This window comes from Stenotrophomonas sp. WED208, assembly GCF_040984485.1.
Taxonomy (GTDB): domain Bacteria; phylum Pseudomonadota; class Gammaproteobacteria; order Xanthomonadales; family Xanthomonadaceae; genus Stenotrophomonas; species Stenotrophomonas riyadhensis.
Genome location: NZ_JAZARB010000002.1, coordinates 38,641 through 57,133 on the forward strand (window position 1 = coordinate 38,641; position 18,493 = coordinate 57,133).

Here is an 18,493-nt window from a genome sequence, read left to right on the forward strand (position 1 = left end):
GCCGCGGCGTGAGCGAAGACAACGCGCAAGCCCCTGATCCGGCGGCCACCCCGCCGCTGGATGAGAGCATCCGCCAGGTCGGCGCGGCCGGTCGTGCCGCTGCCGATTCGGCCAAGCATTCGCTGCGTTCGCTGCGCCGGTTGGCCTCGGCCGACTTCGCGCTGGCACGCAGCGCGTTCGGCCGTGCGCTGGCCTGGGCCGGCGTGGCGATCGTGTTCGGTGCCTCGGCCTGGCTGCTGATGGCCGCCACCCTCATCGCCCTGCTGCAGAGCTGGGGCCTGAGCTGGCTGCAGGCCCTGCTGATCACCTCGTTGCTCAGCCTGGCCGTCACGGGCTATGCGATCTGGCGGGTGTCCTACTTCTTCCACCACACCGGCATGCACGCCACCCGGCGCCAGCTGTCACGCCTGGGCCTGTTCGACGAGCCCAGCGAAGACGATCCCGATGCCGATGTGCAGCTGCCGGAGGGCAAGCCATGAAGTTCGGTGCGCTGCAACGGCGGGTGAAACGCTGCGAACAGGTGGTGACCGTGCGCCTGGTTGAAACCCAGGACCACTGGTCCACGCTCAGCCAGGTCTGGCGACAGGGCTGGTCACCGCTGCGCATCGTGGTGGTCGGTCTGGCCGGTGGCTTCATTGCCGGCAAGCTGGAAGTACCCGGCAAGGTCAACGGTGCCCGCTGGCTGCAGATGGTGGGTTCGGTCTCGAACCTGTTCGCCAGTGCCCAGGCCGCGTTCGCCACGGCGATGGCGGCGCAGGCGGCAGCCAGCGCCGACGACGCGGCCGAAGAAGCCGACGAAGCCAGTGAGCAGGTGCAGGCGACCGCGTCGGCATCCACCGCTCGGCCGGCACCAGCGGCGCAATCCGCCGCGGAACCGGAACTGCGCGAACCGCGCCCGGCCGAGGCCGCCACCGAGCTGTCCGAACGTTGATCCACGAAATCCGCCGCGCCGATCGCGGCCGGCGGATAATGCGCTCCCCTTTCCGGTTGATGCGTCGATGAGCGAGTCCCTCCTGTCCCCGCCACCGGCCGGCCCCGACGAGCCAGAGGCAGCGCTGCCACCGCCGTCGCGCCCGCGCGGGCCGATGTCGCTGGTGGTGCTTGCGACCCTGGCGGTGGGCTACACGCTGTGGGCCGCACAGGACATCATCCTGCCGGTGCTGCTGGCGATGTTCTTCGCGCTGGTCGGCAACCCGATCCTGCGCCTGCTGCAGAAGCTGTGGATTCCGCGCGCGCTGGGCGCACTGTTGATCCTCGGTGCGGGCCTGGGCGTGACCGGTTCATTGGCCGTGCAGCTGATCGGCCCGGCGATGGAATGGGCGCAGGAAGCCCCACAGCAGCTGCGCAAGGTCGCCCGTCAGGTGCAGGACCTGACCAAGCCGGTGCAGCAGGCCAACCAGGCCGCGGAAAACTTCGCCCGCGTGGCCGGTGGTGACAGCAACCACAAGGTGCAGGTGATCCGCACCCAGCTGGACGACCCGTACCGCATGCTGACCCGCGCGCCGCGGCTGGCGGCTTCGGTACTGGCGGTGGTGCTGCTGACCCTGTTCTTCATGATCTACGGGCAGAGCCTGCAACGCGCAGCGATCGCCCTGTTCCCGAACCGCCAGCAGCAGCGCTTCACCAGCGACATCCTGCGGTCGATCGAGCGCGAGGTCTCTCGCTACGTGCTGACCATCAGCGTGATCAACACCCTGGTCGGGCTGGTGTTCGCCGGTGTGTTGATGCTGTTCGGCATCGGTCTGCAGGAAGCCCTGCTGTGGGGCACGGTGGCTGCATTGCTGAATTTCGCCCCGTATGTCGGCCCGCTGATCGGCGTGGCGCTGATGCTGCTGATGGGCTTCGTCGAGTTCCGCGACCCGCTGCAGGCCCTGCTGCCGGCCGCCGCCTATCTGGGCCTGCACACCCTGGAAGGGCAGATGGTGACCCCGATCGTGCTGGGCCGGCGCATGAAGCTGTCACCGCTGGTGCTGATCCTGGCGCTGATGGTGTTCGGCTGGGCCTGGGGCATGATCGGCCTGCTGCTGGCGGTGCCGCTGCTGGTCTGCATCAAGCTGGTGCTGGCACGGCTGGACGGCATGCAGGGCTGGGCGCGGCTGCTGGAATGAAAGCCCGTGCGGGCAGGGGTAGAATGGCGGGGTGAATTTCCCAGTCCAAGCCATCACCCTCGACCTTGACGACACGCTGTGGCCGTTCGCTCCGATCGGCGCCCGCATCGACCTGGTCCTGCACGAGTGGATGCGTGAACACAGCCCCGCCACTGCCGAAATGTATCCGGTGGCGGCGATGCGCGAACTGCGCGAGCGCCTGTACCACGCCCATCCGCACCTCCATCACGACCTGAGCGCACTGCGCCGGCTGACCCTGCACGAAGCGCTGCACACCAGCGGTGCCAGCCTGGAGCTGCTGGAACCGGCGTATGACGTGTTCTACGCCGCGCGCAACCAGGTCGAGTGCTACCCCGATGCGATCGACGCACTGGCGCGGATTGCCGCGCGGGTGCCGGTGGCGGCGCTGAGCAACGGCAATGCCGATCTGGAGCGGATCGGTCTGGCCCATCATTTCGCCTTCCAGCTGGGCGCGCGCGAACACGGCGCAGCCAAGCCGGAGGCGAGCATCTTCCATGCCGCCTGCACCCGCCTGGGTGTGGCGCCGGCACAGGTACTGCACGTCGGCGACCATGCCGAAATGGACGTGGCCGGGGCGATCGCCGCCGGCCTGCGCGGGTGCTGGATCAACCGCGAAGCAGCCACCTGGACCCATCCGCAGCTGCAGCCGGACCTGCAGTTCGACACCCTCACCGGTTTGGCCGACTGGTTGGATGCCAACCTCGATGCCGCCGCACCCCGGAGTATCTGACGCATGAGCGAGATCACAGGCTTCACCGCCGACACCGCCGCAGCACTGCCGCTGTACGTGCTGGACCGCGAGCAGTTCGCGTCCTGGAAGGAAGGCCAGCCGGCCGCCACCCAGGCATGGCTGGCGTCGCAGGGTTTCACCGCCGGCGCGCACAGCGTGGCCCTGCTGCCCGGCACCGATGGCCTGGCCGGTGCGGTGATGGGTGTGGGTGATCGTGGTGATGCGTACAGCTATGCGCATGCCCCGCACGCGCTGCCGGAGGGCAGCGTGTGGCAGCTGGCCAGCGAACTGCCGGCCGCCGAACAAGCGCTGCTGCAGCTGGGCTGGGGCCTGGGCAGCTACCGCTTCGACCGCTACCGCAAGCGCAACCGTGCACCGGCGCAGCTGGTGGCTGCACCGTCCGGTGAAGTGGCCGACCTTATCGCCGCCAGCCTGCGCGTGCGTGACTGGGTCAACACCCCGACCGAAGACATGGGCCCGCAGCAGCTGGAAGATGCCGCGCGCGCGCTGGCCGATGCACATGGTGCGCAGGTCGATGCGATCACCGGCGATGAACTGCTGAAGCAGAACTTCCCGGCCATCCACGCCGTGGGCCGCGCCTCGCACCGCGCACCGCGCCTGATCGTGCTGCGCTGGGGCAAGGACACCGATCCGGCGCTGGTGCTGGTCGGCAAGGGCGTGTGCTTCGATACCGGCGGCCTGGACATCAAGCCCGCCGACGGCATGCGCAACATGAAGAAGGACATGGGCGGTGCGGCACACGCGCTGGCCCTGGCCGGCCTGGTGATGGCGCACGGCCTGCCGGTGCGGCTGACCCTGCTGGTGCCGGCAGTGGAAAACGCGATCGGACCGGATGCCTTCCGCCCGGGCGAAGTGATCGCCACCCGCAAGGGCCTGAGCGTGGAGATCGACAACACTGACGCCGAAGGCCGCGTGATCCTGTGCGATGCGCTGACCTTCGCCAGCGAGCAGAAACCGGACCTGGTGCTGGACTTCGCCACCCTCACCGGCGCCGCGCGCATTGCGCTGGGCCCGGACCTGCCGGCGCTCTTCAGCAACGACGACAGCGTGGCCCAGCAGTGGCTGCAGGCCGGCGACGCGACACGCGACCCGGTCTGGCGCATGCCGCTGTGGCGCCCCTACCTGCGTTACCTGAGCAGCGGCATCGCCGACCTGGCCAACGCCGGTTCGCGCATGGCCGGCTCGGTGACGGCCGCGCTGTACCTGGAGCGTTTCCTGGAAGACGGCCAGCGCTGGGCGCACCTGGACGTGTACGCCTGGAACGACGGCGAACGCCCGGGCCGTCCGGCCGGTGGCGAAGCGCTGGCGCTGCGTTCGGCGTGGGCGATGCTGAAGCAGCGCTACAGCTGATCGGGTGGGTGCCGACCTTGGTCGGCACGCCGTCCCCGGCAAACTTGACGAAAAATTGAATACCGGGCCTGGAAGGGTTCTGCGAGGATGTGTGGGTCGACCACCCACACGCTCCGTGAAGGCAGGACTCCGACCATGTCGCTCTTCCGCTACACCCGCGCTGGCCAGACGCCGGGCGCACCGCGCAGGCATTCGCCGCTGCCCTGGATCGCACTGATCGCACTCATTCTGGGTGCGGTGGCGCTGGCCTTCGCCTGGCTGGCCGGCTGGATTGGCGACCGCCTGACCGCGCAGCGCTTCACCGACACCATCGAAGCTACCGGCCCCGCCCATCCCGGGTTCCGTCGTGCGCACAGCAAGGGCATCTGCGTAAGCGGTTGGTTCGAACCCAGTGCGCAGGCCCCTACCCTGTCCAGCGCCCGCGTGTTCTCGCAGTCACGCGTACCGGTGATGGGCCGCCTGTCGATCGGCGGCGGTGATCCCTACGGCGCCGACAACACCGCACGCGTGCGCAGCCTCGCGGTGCAGATGGTCAGCGATGACGGCCAGGAATGGCGGATGGCGATGAACAGCTTCCCGTTCTTCGCCGTGCCCAACGCCGAGGCGTTCTACGCGCAGACGCACGCCTCCATCCCCGACCCGGCCACCGGCAAGCCCGACCCGCAGAAGATGGCCGCGGTGCTGGCGAAGTACCCCAGTGCGCAGGCCTTCCAGCAGTGGGCCAAGACCGCGCCGTGGACCAGCAGCTGGGCCGACACCACTTTCAACAGCGTCAACAGCTTCTGGTTCACCAACGCGCAGGGCCAGAAGCGCGCGGTGCGCTGGCGCTGGCAACCGCAGGCGCCGGTGGTCGAGATGGATGCGGAAACCCGCAAGCAGGCCAGCGTCGATTTCCTCAGCCAGGAACTGCAGCAGCGCCTGGCCAGCGGCCCGGTGCGCTGGAACCTGGTCGTGACCACCGCCGAGCCTGGCGATGCCATCGATGATCCGTCGGTACCGTGGCCCGAATCGCGTGATCAGGTGGTGGCCGGCGTACTCAGCCTGGACCGCATGCAGTCGCAGGAACAAGGCGCGTGCGGCCAGATCAACTTCGATCCGCTGATCCTGCCCAGTGGCGTGCGTGGCAGTGACGATCCGATCCTGGCGGCCCGCTCGGCGGTGTATTCGCAATCCTTCAACCGCCGCGAACGCGAGCGCGCCACCGGCAACGTCGAGCAACCGAAGGAGGTCGCACGATGAGCACCGGCAACGGCCACTTCAACCTGCTGGCGCGGGTGCTGCACTGGTCCATGGCGCTGATGATCATCGCCATGCTGTTCATCGGCGTGACCATGGTCGCCTCGCTGCACCTGCGGCCGATGCTGATCGATCTGCATCGCCCGTTGGGCATCGCGATCGGCGTACTGGTGCTGCTGCGCCTGTACAACCGGCTGCGCCATCGTCCGCCACCGCTGCCGGCGGATCTTCCGGTGTGGCAGGTGATGGCGGCCAAGGCCTCGCACTGGATGCTGTACGCGCTGATGCTGGCGATGCCGCTGATCGGCTGGGCGATGCTGTCGGCCGGCGGTTACCCGATCGTGCTGTGGGGCGGCCTGCACCTGCCGCCGATCGTGCCGCACACCCCGGCGCTGTATGCCGCGTTGCGTAACGCGCACAGCCTGCTGGCATATGTGTTGTTCGCCACGGTGCTGATGCATGTGGGTGCGGCACTGTTCCACCTGTGGGTGCGCCGTGATGGCGTGTTCCAGGCGATGGCGCGCGGGAAGGATTGATCGGGTTCGCCGGGCGTTCCCGGCGGATTGTTTCCGCGACCGCGGGGGGTGTCACTTTTCTTTTCGCGCGAAAAGAAAAGTAACCAAAAGAAACGCGCCGCCAGAGCGCGAGCCGGTGCTGCGCACCGGTGCCCTGTGCTTCTCGGTGAATCAGGGGACGGCGCCGAACTCGCTGCGCTCAAACACCGGCGCCTCTTCGCCCCTGATTCCCCTGCGATGCTCGGCTCGCTCAAGGCGGACCCAAGGTCAAATGCCACAGCTGCACCCAGTAGATCCACGCCATGCGTGGATGCTCTAGCTGTTGATCTTGCCCTTCAAGTCCGCCTTGAGCGAGCCGAGCACCGCAGGTCCGGCGAGGGCGAAGAGGTGCGGGTGTCTGAGCGCAGCGAGTTCCCGCGCCGTCCCTCGACGGACCGAGGAGCGCAGGGCACCGGCGTGCGCAGCACGCCGGCTCGCGGCCGGCGGAGCGTTTCTTTGGTTACTTTCTTTGCACGAGCAAAGAAAGTAACACCCACCCGCGGTCGCGGAAATGACATCACCGGGAAAGGCAGGCCGCCCCTACAACCACCCCTTCTGTCGCGCCAGCCGATACGCCTCGATCCGATTGGCCACGCCCAGCTTGCCGATGCACTCGGACAGGTAGTTGCGCACCGTACCGTGCGACAACCCCAGCTGCTCGGCGATCTCGCTGGCGGTGCGGCCCTCGCCCGCCAGCCGCAGCACGCGGCGCTCACGGTCGGTCAGCGGGTCGGCCTGCGACCACGCATCCAGTGCCAGCTGCGGGTCGATCGCGCGGATGCCCTGCTTCACCTTGCGCAGGGCATCGGCCAGGTTCTCGGCCGGTGCGTCCTTCAGCAGGTAGCCCAGCACCCCCGCCTCCAGCGCGCGGCGCAGGAAGCCGGCACGGGCGAAGGTGGTCACGATCACCACCTTGATCGGCAGTTCCTGGCGGGCGATGCGCTGCGCCAGTTCCAGACCGGACAAGCCGGGCATCTCGATGTCGGTGACCAGGATGTCCGGCTGCAGCTGCTGCAGCATCCGCCACGCGGTTTCGCCATCGGCAGCACTGCCCAGCACTTCGATGTCCGGCTCCAGGCCGAGCAGCGCCGACAACGCACCGCGCACCATGGCCTGGTCTTCGGCCAGCAGGATGCGGATCATGCGGCACCGTCCTGCGCCAACGACGTAGGCGACAGCGGCGTGGTCGCGGCCATCAACGGCACGCGCACCGTCAGCACGGTGCCCGCCCCGCGCGGCGACTGCAGCGTCAACTGGCCACCCAGTGCTGCGGCCCGCTCACGCATGCCGCACAGTCCATTGCCCTCGGCCTGCACGCCGCCACGGCCGTCATCGCGTATCTGCATCGCCAACTGTCGTTCCTCAAGCATGAAATCCACCTGTACCCGGGTCGCCTGCGCATGGCGCACGATGTTGGTTGCCGCCTCGCGCAACACCAACGCCAGGCCACGTTCCACGTCCACCGGCATCGCAGGTGGCGTCGTGTACTGCAGATGTACCTGCTGGCATTCCAGCAGCAGACGCGCCGATGCCAGCTCGCCAGCAAGATCGCTGGCGCGGATGCCGGTCACCGCACTGCGCACCTGTGCCAGCGCTTCGCGGGCAATGTCCTCGGCCTCGCCGATCTCCTGCCGCGCGCGCGCATCACCGCGGTCGTGCAGCTTGCGCGCCAGTTCCAGCTTCAGCGTGATCAGCGACAGGGTATGGCCCAGCAGGTCGTGCAGGTCGCGGCCGATACGCTCGCGCTCGGCGGTGGTCGCCAGCCGCCGCACCTCGTCCTGGGACAGCTGCAGGGCAACGTCCCGTTGATGGCTCAAGGCCTCCACGTTCACCACCAGCCCGACGATGAACGAGACCGCCGGCATCCACACCATGGCCTGCCACGGATAACCGAAGTACAGCGCGGTGCTGCAGAACAGAAGGTTCAGCCCGGTGAGCTGCAGCAGGTAGTGCCACCAGCCGCCCCGGCTGCTCATGCGGATCATCACGCAGCCGAACACGAAATAGCTCAGTCCCGAGGGATACCACGGCAGCAGTACCAGGGCCATCACGATCATGCCCAGCGCGTAGCGCCATGCATGGTGCCGTGGCGCCAGCATCACCTTGGCGTAGAACAGCAGGAACATCGGATAGCTGACCAGGGTCAGCAACAGCCAGCGCAGGGTGAAGCCGTTCCCCAGCACCGGGGTGAGGAAGATCCATACCGACCACAGCAGGTGGATCGCACCGCTCCAGGGCGATTTGCCACGTCGCAGCAGCTCGGCCACCGCCGAATCCGGTGCGGGGCGCAGCAGGGACGCAAGCCAGCTCGACGACACGGGAGAATCCAGGCGGGGACGATCGCTGCCGATCATGCCAGTTCAGCCGATCCGGCGCAGGCGACGGCGCGCCAGCAGCAGCGCGACCACCGTGACCGCCAGCAGCACCAGCAGGTGGCCGGCCACGCTGCCCACCGACGGCAGCCCGACCACCGGCAGCGCCAGCTGCGCCAGATGCCAGGTCGGCCACAGTGGGGCCATCGTCGAGAACAGCGTGGGCAGCGCCGACAGCGGCAGCCACAGGCCCGACAGCAGGGCCAGCGGCAGGTAGACCAGGTTGACCATCGCCGGTGCCGCGCTGGCACTGACATGGCTGCCGATCAGCAGGCCGATCGCCCCCAGCGGCAGCGCCGCCAGGCCCGCCACCGCCAGCAGCTGCAGCACCTGCAGGGTGTGCAGCTGCACACCACCGAGCACATGCGCCACGCCGATCAGCAGCAACGCCACCAGCAGCGCGAACATCACCGCCATCGCCAGCCGCGCCAGCAGCGGTGCCGCCGCCGGCATCGGCAGCGCGCGCTTGAGGGTCAGCAGGCCGCCTTCTCGGTCCAGCGCCAGCTGCACGCCGAAGCCGAACAGGGCCGGGGCCATCGCACCGAACACGCAGTAGGTGGCCAGCAGGTACAGCGGCGCGTGACCGCGCCCGAGCAGCACGCCGAACAGCAGGTAGAACAGCACCGGGAACAGCAGCGAGGGCACTGCGAACGCCGGCGTGCGCCAGGCGCGGCGCAGTTCGGCCACCAGTTCGGCACGGTAGGGGCACAGTACCTGCCGCCACACAGACAGCGGTTGCCCGGCAGTACGGATCAGGGTGTTCATGCGGCCTCCCGGGTCATGTCGAGGAAGGCGTCGGCCAGCGCCGCGCCCTGTACTTCCAGTTCGCGCAGCTGCGCATCGGCGGCCAGCAGGCGGGCCACCACCGGCTCGGCCGGGCTCGCCAGCAGCTGCAGATGCTCGCCGTCGCGCTGCACGTCCTGTACGCCCGGCCACTGCTGCACGTCCTCAATGGGCAACCCGCTGCGGCAACGAATCCGACGCGGCCGGTCGGCCAGGCGCAGCTCGCTCAGCGGGGCATCGGCCAGCACCCGGCCCTGCTCCAGCACCACCACCTGCTGCGCCAGCGCTTCGGCCTCCTCCAGATAATGGGTGGTCAGCAGCACGCCGCAGCCTTCGGCCACCAGCTGCCGGATTGCCTGCCACATCGCCTGCCGCGCCTGGATATCCAGGCCGGTGGTGGGCTCATCCAGGAACAGCACGCGCGGGCGGCCACACAGGGCCATGGCGAACTGCACGGCACGCTGCTGGCCGCCGGACAGCTGGCCGTAGCGGCGGCGCGCCAGCGCCTGCAGGCCAGCGCGCTGCAGCACCTCCTGCAACGGCATCGGGTCGGGATAGCAGGCGCTGGCCTGCGCCACCAGTTCACCCACCTGCAGCATCGGCGGCAGGCTGGTGCTCTGCAGCATCACGCCCAGGCCGATACGGCTGGCGCGCTGCTGCGGGTCACCGCCAAGCAGTTCGACCTGGCCGGCGTCGGCGCGGCGCAGGCCCAACAGCACGCTGATCGCGGTACTCTTGCCGGCACCGTTGCGGCCCAGCAATGCCAGCACCTGGCCAGCGCGGACCTGCAGGTCGATGCCATGCAGGGCGGTATGGTCGCGGTAGCGCACCTGCACCTGCTGCAGGCGGGCCAGCGACGGGGTGATCGGATCCATGGGCGGTACCGGTAGCGGGGACGTTGCCATCCTGTGCCGCCGTGGTCACGTTTCGCAGTTGCCGCCGTCAGTGTCATCGGGTGACAGCTGTCACTGCCGTCATCGCTGTGCCTGCCTTCATGCTGTGCCGCACGCTCCACCGCCGGAACCGCCGCCGTCCGCTCTTCCGGCCACACCCGCCCGAACGTCTGTGATGGAACGAATGAACGCTTCTGCCGAGCTGTTGAAGGAACTCCGTATCGACCGCAAGTCCCCGCCGCCCGCCTCCGGAGGGAGTGGCAGTGGTGGTGGCCGCCGCTGGCTGTGGATCGCGATCATCGTGATCGTGTTGCTGCTGGCCGCTGCTGCCTTCGCCCTGTTCGGGCGTACGCCAGCGGTGGAAGTGGAAACCGCACCCGCCGTGGCCATCCAGCAGGGCAGCGCCAGCAGTTCGGTGCTCGATGCCAGCGGCTACGTGGTCGCCCGGCGCATGGCCACGGTCTCGGCCAAGATCACTGGCAAGGTGCGTGAGGTGATGATCGAGGAAGGCATGCGCGTGGAGCAGGGCCAGATCATGGCCACGCTGGACCCGATCGATGCCGACGCGCAGCGCAGCCTGTATGCCTCGCAGCTGCAGGCCGCACGCAGCCAGGTGGCCGGTCTGGAGGCACAGCAGAAGCAGGCCGCCGCCGAAGCCAGCCGCCTGCAGGCGCTGGTCGGCCAGCAGCTGGTGTCGCGCTCGCAGTACGACCAGGCCGTGGCCCAGCGCGACAGCCTGCGTGCCCAGCTGGATACCGCGCAGCGCAACGTCAAGGTTGCCAACGACCAGCTGGCCATCGCCGACCTGGGCGTCGACAACAACATCGTGCGTGCGCCGTTCTCCGGCGTGGTCACCGCCAAGGCCGCGCAACCGGGTGAAATCGTCTCGCCGCTGTCGGCGGGCGGCGGCTTCACCCGTACCGGCATCGGCACCATCGTCGACATGGACTCACTGGAGATCGAAGTCGAGGTGGGCGAAGCCTTCATCGGCCGCGTGCAGCCGAAGATGCCGGTGGAAGCCACGCTCAACGCCTATCCGGAGTGGAAAATTCCCGGCGAGGTGATCGCCATCATCCCCACCGCCGACCGCGGCAAGGCCACGGTGAAGGTGCGCGTGGCACTGAAGGTGAAGGACCCGCGCATCGTGCCGGAGATGGGCGTGCGGGTCAGCTTCCTGGAGCAGGCGCAGCCGCAGGCGGCGGCCAAACCGCAGGGCGTGCGCGTGCCGGCGGGCGCCGTGGTCCAGCGCGAGGGCGCCTCGGTGGCCTTCGTGCTGGGCGACCAGAACCGCGTGCAGCAGCGCACGGTCGAGGCCGGCCAGGCGATGGGCAAGGATCGCCAGATCCTCAAGGGCGTCAGCGCGGGTGAGTCGGTGGTGGTGAACCCGCCCGACACCCTGCGCGATGGCGCCAAGGTGCAACAGAAACAAGCGCAGTAGCGGCCTGGCGCCCACGGGCGCCGCCGGCAGCACCGCTCGACGCACGCCTGCGGCCCCCGCCGTGGCGCTTCCCCGTTTCCCGCCTTCCGTGGAGAACCACCCATGTCGACCCTGGTTTCACTGCGCAACATCACCAAGACCTACCAGCGTGGCCCCGAGAAAGTGCAGGTGCTGCACGGCATCGACCTGGACATCGCCAGCGGCGACTTCGTCGCACTGATGGGTCCGTCCGGCTCAGGCAAGACCACCCTGCTCAACCTGATCGGCGGCCTGGACAACCCCAGCGGCGGCGAGATCAGCATCGAAGGCGAGCGCATCGACCAGATGAGCGGCGGCCAGCTGTCGACCTGGCGCAGCCACCACGTCGGCTTCGTGTTCCAGTTCTACAACCTGATGCCGATGCTGACCGCGCAGAAGAACGTGGAGCTGCCGCTGCTGCTGACCCATCTCAATGCCGCGCAGCGCCGCCGCAATGCCGAGATCGCGCTGACCCTGGTCGGCCTGGCCGACCGCCGCAACCACCGCCCGAATGAGCTGTCCGGCGGCCAGCAGCAGCGCGTGGCGATCGCCCGGGCGATCGTCTCCGACCCGACCTTCCTGATCTGCGACGAGCCCACCGGCGACCTCGACCGCCAGTCCGCCGAGGAGATCCTCGGCCTGCTGCAGCAGCTCAACCGCGAGCATGGCAAGACCATCATCATGGTCACCCATGACCCGAAGGCCGCCGAGTACGCCACGCACACGGTGCACCTGGACAAGGGCGAGCTGGCCGACGCGCCGCTGGCCCACTGACGGAGGCCACGGCGATGAAATACTTCTCGTTGGTGTGGGCGCAGCTGTTCCGCAGCCGCACCCGTACATTGCTGACCCTGCTTTCGGTGGTGGCCGCGTTCCTGCTGTTCGGCATGCTCGATTCGGTACGCGTGGCATTCACCTCCGGCGGCAGCGTGGAAGGCGCCAACCGGCTGGTGGTCGCCTCGCGCCTGTCGATCACCCAGTCGCTGCCGATCCGCCTGGAAGCCCAGGTGCGGCAGGTAGCCGGCGTGCGTGACGTGGCCTACGGCATGTGGTTCGGCGGCATCTACCAGGACCCGAAGAACTTCTTCCCGAACTTCTCGGTCTCACCCAACTACTTCGATGTCTACCGCGAGCTGCAGATCGATCCGGCACAGCTGGACGACTGGAAGCAGACCCGCACCGGCGCCATCGTCGGCGAGACCCTGGCCAAGCAGTTCGGCTGGAAGATCGGCGACACCATCCCGCTGCAGGCAACGATCTTCCCGCGTGGCGGCAGCAACGACTGGCCGCTGGAACTGAAGGGCATCTACCGCTCCAAGGACCGTGCGCTGGCCGCCAACGAAGAACGCCAGCTGATGATGAACTGGAAGTACTTCGATGAATCCAACGACTACATCAAGAACCAGGTGAGCTGGTACACGGTGACGCTGGACAACCCGGACCAGTCCTCGCGGGTGGCGCAGGCAATCGACGCGATCTCGGCCAACTCCGACCACGAGACCAAGACCCAGACCGAATCGGCGTTCCAGCAGGCCTTCGTCAAGCAGTTCGCGGACATCGGCATGATCGTCACCTCGATCATGGGCGCGGTGTTCTTCACCCTGCTGCTGTTGACCGGCAACACCATGGCGCAGGCCGTGCGCGAGCGCGTACCCGAACTGGCCACGCTGAAGACACTGGGCTTCAAGGACAGCACCGTGCTCACCCTGGTGATGGTGGAGTCGGTGCTGCTGATCGGCCTGGGCGGCCTGATCGGCATGGGCCTGGCTGCGCTGATCCTGCCGGCGATCGGGCCGAAGAGCATGGGCATGCTGCCGCCGCACGTGCCGACGCCGACCTGGCTGATGGGGCTGGGCCTGATCGTGGTGATCGGCATCATCGTCGGCCTGTTGCCGGCGCTGCGTGCCAAGCGCCTGAAGATCGTCGACGCACTGGCCGGCCGCTGAGGAGGACACCCACATGTTCAAGAGCAAACTCAAGAAGTGGCTGGGCAACGGCGTGACGGCGCTGCTGCTGGTGATCGGCCTGGTGCTGTGGATCAGCCTGCCGTGGTTTGGCGTGCTGGCCGTGGCCGTGCTGGTAGCGCTGTGGCTGCTGCTGACCCGTGGCGGACGGCTGGCGCTGGCCGCCACCCGTATCGGCGTGGCCAGCCTGCCGCAGCGCTGGGGCGCATCCTCGGTGATCGTGGTCGGCATCGCCGGCGTGGTGGGCGTGCTGGTGGCGATGCTGGCGATGGGCGAAGGCTTCCAGGCCACGCTCAACAACACCGGCGATGACACCACCGCCATCGTGCTGCGCGGCGGCTCGCAGGCCGAAACCAACTCGGTCATCACCCGCGAACAGGTACCCACGCTGTCCACCCTGCCCGGCATCAGCCGCGATGCCGAAGGCCGGCCGCTGCTGTCACCGGAGCTGTCGCAGGTGGTCAACCTGGTGTCGAAGTCCGACGGCACCGACGTCAATGCGCAATTCCGCGGCGTCGGCCCGCAGGCGTGGGCGGTGCATGACAAGGTCAAGATCGTCGAAGGCCGCAAGTTCGCCACCGGCCTGCGCGAGATCGTGGTCGGCCAGGGCGCCAAGGGCCAGTTCCGCGATATGGAGGTGGGCAAGACGTTGACCCTGGGCAACCAGACCTGGACCGTTGTGGGCGTATTCGCCACCGGCGACGCGCATGATTCGGAACTGTGGACCGACGCCGACACGCTGGCCACCACCTACCAGCGCAGTGCGTGGCAGTCGATCAGCGTGCGCACCGATGGCAAGCCCGGCTTCGAGCAGTTCAAGGCCGCCGTCGCTGCCGACCCGCGCCTGAAACTGGACGTGGAAACCACCCGCGTCTACTACAGCAAGCAGGGCGGTGGCCTGACCAAGCTGATCGACATCCTCGGCAAGGTGATCGGCACCATCATGGCGGTGGGTGCGGTGTTCGGTGCGCTCAACACCATGTATGCAGCAGTGGCCACGCGCGCGCGCGAGATCGCCACCATGCGCGCGATCGGCTTCCGCGGCCTGCCGGTGGTGACGGCGGTGATGCTGGAGACGATGCTGCTGGCCCTGCTCGGCGGCCTGCTCGGTTGCGCAGTGGCATGGCTGCTGTTCAATGGCTACAGCGTGTCCACCATCGGCAGCAACTTCAGCGCAGTGGTGTTCAAGTTCCACGTATCGCCGGAACTGCTGTGGACCGGACTGAAATGGGCATTGGGCATCGGCCTGGTCGGTGGCCTGTTCCCGGCACTGCGCGCGGCACGTTTGCCCATCACCACGGCGCTGCGCGAAACCTGAGCATCACGCAGCGACAGACCGCGCATCAAGCAGGGGACGGAGCGAAGGCTCCGTCCCTTTTTCGTTGCCGGACTCAGCAATCCACGGCCGCGACATCACACGGCGGGCGCCGCTGGGCCAGATGCTGGCGAAGCGCCTCCTCCGGCGCGCACGCCGTGCCCAACGCGTGCTGCTCGCCCGTATGCCGGTCGACGAAGATCGGTCCATTGCCGGCCAGCGCATCCGAGATCTCGCCGGATTGCAGGTAGCGCAGCGACTGGAAGCAGAACAGCCAGCCTTCAACCACTTCATGCTCGTGCGTGATGGCAACCGGCTCATCGTCGCTGGCAAGTGCAGCCTCCACGCGGCGGCGTGCTTCTTCGAGCTGGATCATTCCTTCATCTCCTGCGTTCGACGAAATCGCGAAGAGCATTTCATGCACGCAGGCGCATCACAACGGAAGAGCACCTGCGCATCGCCGCGCTCTGCGACGTGTTGTCGCAACCACTCAAGCATGCCGGGTTCGCGCCGCTATCGATGCCTCTGCCCATCGCAAACGCAGCGCGCGTGACGCTGCGCACAGCGCATCTGTGGATTGTTGGTTGCGATTCATTTTCGCGCACATCCGTGGCGCAGAGACAAACAGTTACGAATGGAAACATTCTAGAATCGCGCCCCCCACGTTGGTTTGCAGCACCCCACGCGCCCATAGAACGGGCGCATGTTTTTCATGAAACACGAGATTTCACGGATGTCCCTGAAAACCACTCCGCTGCGCAACGCGATCGTCATCGCGCTGGCCGCCAGCTGCACCACCCCCGCCTTCGCACAGAGCACCGGCGACGCCACCACCACCCTCGACCGCATCGAAATCACCGGCTCGCGCATCCGCCAGGCCAGTGTCGAGACCGCACAGCCGGTGATCGCGCTCAACCGCGCCGAGATCGAGAAGAAGGGCTACGTCAACGTCGCCGACATCCTGCAGGACATCCCCGCTGCAGGTTCGCCGAGCATGAGCCGCGCGTCTTCGCTGACCTCCTCGCGCGACTTCGGCGGCATGTACGTCAGCCTGCGCAACCTCGGCCCGGAACGCAGCCTGGTGCTGATCGACGGCCGCCGCATGGGCGTCAGCGCCGGCGGCTACTCCGACCTGGCCTCGATTCCGTCGGCCATCGTCGAGCGCGTGGAAGTGCTGACCGATGGCGCGTCCGCGCTGTACGGCTCGGACGCCATCGCCGGCGTGGTCAACATCATCACCCGCAAGAACTTCGACGGTGGCGAAGCCAGCGTCTATGTCGGCCAGTACGGCCAGGGTGACGGCCAGAAGCGCTCCTACAGCGCAACCTTCGGCAAGACCTTCGACCGCGGCTGGTTCACCGTGGGTGCCGAACGCACCAAGGAAGACGAGGTGCTGGGCAAGGACCGCGAGTTCAGCCGTTACACCAACGGCCCGCGCCACCCGACCGATGGCCTCAACGGCAACACCCCGTGGGGCTACGTCACCGTCGGTGGCAAGAACCTGACCGTGGGCCCGGGCGGAGACCCGGGCAAGGCCGGCAACTTCCATGCGCCGGATCCGGCCGATGGTGCCAACAGCAAGACCAACATGAGCCTGCTGACCGGCCTGGAGCGCACCTCGGTGTTCGCCAACGGCGGCTTCTCGATCACCGACAACCTGCGCATCGTCGCCGACGCGCTGTACAGCAAGCGCGAATCGACCAAGCACCTGGCCGGTTACCCGTACTCGGTCAGTGCCGCGCAGGCACGCAACGGTAGCCGTGCCGCGCTGTCCAAGGACAGCACGTTCAACCTGTGGGGCCAGGACGTGCTGTTCGCACACCGCTCCGAGGAGCTGCCGCGCGGCACCGAGAACAATCTGGAAACCAAGCGCGCCAGCGTCGGCCTGGAAGGCAGCTTCGAAACCGGTTCGCGGTACTGGGACTGGAACGTCAGCTACATGTACAACCGCAATGAAGGCGAGCGCATCGGTACCGGCAGCATGTACCAGCCGCACGTCAACCAGGCCGTCGGCCCGTCCTTCATGGATGGCAGCGTGGCCCGCTGCGGTTCGCCGGGCGCGGTGATCGCCGGCTGCGTGCCGTGGAACCCGGCTGCACCGATGGGTTACACCGGCCCGGGCTCGCTGAGCAACCAGGACGTGCAGGACTACCTGTTCGCCCGCTTCGTCGACAAGATGAAGAGCACCACCAAGGTCGCCAGCGCCAACATCTCCGGTTCGCTGTTCACCCTGCCGGCCGGCGACATCATGGGTGCGATGGGCTTCGAGCATCGCAGCGAAGAAGCCAGCTACACGCCGGACATGAAGGTGCAGAAGGGCGAGATCGCCGGCACCAGCGGCCAGCCGACGCGTGGCGACTACTCGCTCAACGAGGTCTACCTGGAGCTGCAGGTGCCGCTGCTGGCCGACCTGCCGTTCGCCCGCGAGCTGTCGCTGGACGTGGCCGGCCGCTACTCGGACTACAACAACTTCGGTTCGACCACCAACAGCAAGTTCGGCCTGAAGTGGAAGCCGATCGACAGCCTGCTGGTCCGCGCAACCTATGGCACCGGCTTCCGTGCGCCGACCGTGGATGACCTGTACGGCGGTACCGTCAGCACCCGCGATTCGTTCACCGATCCGTGCGATACCTCGTTCGGTACCGCGGCCACCAGCCCGACCGTTGCTGCCCGTTGCCAGGCGCTGAAGGTGCCGGCCAACTTCCGCCAGCTCAACAGCGATGGCACCGTTGCCACCAAGCCGGGCCAGCAGTCGACCGTCGACTTCAACTCGGGTTCCAACGCAGCGCTGAAGCCGGAAACCGCCAAGACCTGGACCGTGGGCCTGGTGTACAGCCCGGACTTCGTGGCCGGCCTGGATGTCAGCCTCGACTGGTGGAAGATCCGCATCAACAACGCCATCGTCTCCGAGACCGCCAACAGCATTCTCGAGCAGTGCTATGTGCAGGGTTCGGACGCCGCCTGTGGCCGCTTCACCCGTGGCAGCAACGGCCAGGTCAACAGCCTGGACCGCTCGCTGGTCAATGCCGGTTTCCGCGAAACCGCCGGCTATGACGTCAACGTGCGTTACCGCCTGCCGGAAACCACGTTCGGCCAGTTCGCCGTCAACTGGAACACCACCTACACCGACTACCTGAAGCAGCGCAACGACAACGCCGCGACCACGCCGGTGGAGCAGCGCACCAGCTGGGGCGGCGACTTCCGCGTCCGCTCGACCTTCAACCTGGATTGGCAGTACGGCGACCTCGGCATCGGCTGGACCGCGCGCTACTACTCCAGCATGAAGGAGAAGTGCTCGTACATGGACGAGTGCAACCTGCCGGGCTTCAGTTCGTCGTACACCAGTGCATCGCCGACCAACAAGGTGGGCTCCAACACCTTCCACGACCTGCAGGTGCGCTACAGCCTGCCGTGGGATGGCACCGTGTCGCTGGGCGTGAACAACGTGTTCAACCACCAGGGTCCGATCATGTACAGCCAGCCGAACAGCAGCTTCACCTACTACGGTGGCTTCGACATCGGCCGCTTCATGTACATGAAATATCAGCAGCGCTTCTAAGCCTGCAACCGCGTTCCCGCCACAGCCATCTCTCTCCTGGCTGTGGATGGAAGCAGAGCGGCGCCCCTCGGGGCGCCGTTCTTTTTTGGGAAGCGGGGTCGGATCCCTTCGCCCCGCGAAGGGCTCTGACC

The 18,493-nt window shown here is 67.6% G+C and carries 17 protein-coding genes; 12 read left to right on the forward strand and 5 right to left on the reverse strand.

The window, feature by feature from the left end; genetic code table 11:
• The first annotated feature begins 8 nt into the window (after positions 1 to 8).
• From VPH47_RS19745 to VPH47_RS19775, 7 genes are all read left to right on the forward strand, one after another.
• Positions 9 to 479 carry a phage holin family protein gene (locus VPH47_RS19745; protein WP_004153834.1) on the forward strand — a complete coding sequence of 157 codons (471 nt, stop codon included), beginning with the start codon at positions 9 to 11 and terminating at the stop codon, positions 477 to 479.
• Positions 476 to 931 (forward strand): protein sip-5, encoded by a 456-nt coding sequence (locus VPH47_RS19750; protein ID WP_110710792.1) that lies wholly within the window; start codon positions 476 to 478, stop codon positions 929 to 931. The genes VPH47_RS19745 and VPH47_RS19750 overlap by 4 nt, the downstream gene beginning before the upstream one ends.
• Positions 932 to 998: 67 nt before the next feature.
• On the forward strand, positions 999 to 2,108 hold the full coding sequence (locus VPH47_RS19755; RefSeq protein WP_110710791.1) for an AI-2E family transporter: 1,110 nt from the start codon (positions 999 to 1,001) through the stop codon (positions 2,106 to 2,108).
• A 31-nt stretch (positions 2,109 to 2,139) separates the two neighbouring features.
• Entirely contained in the window at positions 2,140 to 2,859 is a 720-nt protein-coding gene (locus tag VPH47_RS19760) for an HAD family hydrolase (protein WP_110710790.1), read from the forward strand.
• A 3-nt stretch (positions 2,860 to 2,862) separates the two neighbouring features.
• Positions 2,863 to 4,230 (forward strand): M17 family metallopeptidase, encoded by a 1,368-nt coding sequence (locus VPH47_RS19765; protein WP_368851623.1) that lies wholly within the window; start codon positions 2,863 to 2,865, stop codon positions 4,228 to 4,230.
• 135 nt (positions 4,231 to 4,365) lie between these two features.
• A complete protein-coding gene (locus VPH47_RS19770) occupies positions 4,366 to 5,469 on the forward strand; it encodes a catalase family peroxidase (RefSeq protein ID WP_368851624.1) in 1,104 nt (367 codons plus the stop codon).
• A complete protein-coding gene (locus tag VPH47_RS19775; RefSeq protein WP_012509795.1) occupies positions 5,466 to 6,002 on the forward strand; it encodes a cytochrome b in 537 nt (178 codons plus the stop codon). The genes VPH47_RS19770 and VPH47_RS19775 overlap by 4 nt, the downstream gene beginning before the upstream one ends.
• A 558-nt stretch (positions 6,003 to 6,560) precedes the next feature.
• Here the strand turns inward: VPH47_RS19775 and VPH47_RS19780 are convergent.
• From VPH47_RS19780 to VPH47_RS19795, 4 genes are read right to left on the reverse strand one after another with little or no spacing between them, the layout of a single operon-like run.
• The gene (locus tag VPH47_RS19780) at positions 6,561 to 7,163 is read right to left on the reverse strand and encodes a response regulator transcription factor (protein WP_014035676.1); all 603 of its coding nucleotides are present in this window, start codon (positions 7,161 to 7,163) and stop codon (positions 6,561 to 6,563) included.
• Complete coding sequence (locus VPH47_RS19785; protein ID WP_368851625.1) at positions 7,160 to 8,374, reverse strand: sensor histidine kinase; 1,215 nt, start codon at positions 8,372 to 8,374, stop codon at positions 7,160 to 7,162. Before VPH47_RS19785 ends, VPH47_RS19780 begins: the two co-directional genes overlap by 4 nt.
• A 6-nt stretch (positions 8,375 to 8,380) precedes the next feature.
• Positions 8,381 to 9,157, reverse strand: a complete 777-nt coding sequence (locus VPH47_RS19790) for an ABC transporter permease (protein WP_368851626.1) — start codon at positions 9,155 to 9,157, stop codon at positions 8,381 to 8,383.
• Complete coding sequence (locus VPH47_RS19795; RefSeq protein WP_368851627.1) at positions 9,154 to 10,050, reverse strand: ABC transporter ATP-binding protein; 897 nt, start codon at positions 10,048 to 10,050, stop codon at positions 9,154 to 9,156. The genes VPH47_RS19790 and VPH47_RS19795 overlap by 4 nt, the downstream gene beginning before the upstream one ends.
• 202 nt (positions 10,051 to 10,252) lie before the next feature.
• Here VPH47_RS19795 and VPH47_RS19800 point away from each other — a divergent pair, with 202 nt between their 5' ends.
• The 4 genes from VPH47_RS19800 to VPH47_RS19815 all read left to right on the forward strand — a co-directional run bounded on the left by VPH47_RS19800 (position 10,253) and on the right by VPH47_RS19815 (position 14,806).
• Positions 10,253 to 11,506, forward strand: coding sequence for an efflux RND transporter periplasmic adaptor subunit (locus VPH47_RS19800; protein ID WP_368851628.1), 1,254 nt, complete (start codon positions 10,253 to 10,255; stop codon positions 11,504 to 11,506).
• 102 nt (positions 11,507 to 11,608) lie between these two features.
• Complete coding sequence (locus VPH47_RS19805) at positions 11,609 to 12,298, forward strand: ABC transporter ATP-binding protein (RefSeq protein WP_071229387.1); 690 nt, start codon at positions 11,609 to 11,611, stop codon at positions 12,296 to 12,298.
• Between the two features lie 14 nt (positions 12,299 to 12,312).
• Entirely contained in the window at positions 12,313 to 13,470 is a 1,158-nt protein-coding gene (locus tag VPH47_RS19810) for an ABC transporter permease (RefSeq protein ID WP_368851629.1), read from the forward strand.
• Between the two features lie 13 nt (positions 13,471 to 13,483).
• The gene (locus VPH47_RS19815) at positions 13,484 to 14,806 is read left to right on the forward strand and encodes an ABC transporter permease (protein WP_368851630.1); all 1,323 of its coding nucleotides are present in this window, start codon (positions 13,484 to 13,486) and stop codon (positions 14,804 to 14,806) included.
• Between the two features lie 73 nt (positions 14,807 to 14,879).
• Here VPH47_RS19815 and VPH47_RS19820 read toward each other — a convergent pair whose 3' ends face one another.
• Positions 14,880 to 15,179: a YrhB domain-containing protein gene (locus tag VPH47_RS19820; RefSeq protein WP_180855227.1), complete on the reverse strand. Its 300-nt coding sequence runs from the start codon at positions 15,177 to 15,179 to the stop codon at positions 14,880 to 14,882.
• 357 nt (positions 15,180 to 15,536) lie between these two features.
• On the opposite strand from VPH47_RS19820, the gene VPH47_RS19825 reads away from it, so the two are divergent.
• Complete coding sequence (locus VPH47_RS19825) at positions 15,537 to 18,362, forward strand: TonB-dependent receptor (protein WP_368851631.1); 2,826 nt, start codon at positions 15,537 to 15,539, stop codon at positions 18,360 to 18,362.
• Positions 18,363 to 18,493 lie beyond the last annotated feature (131 nt).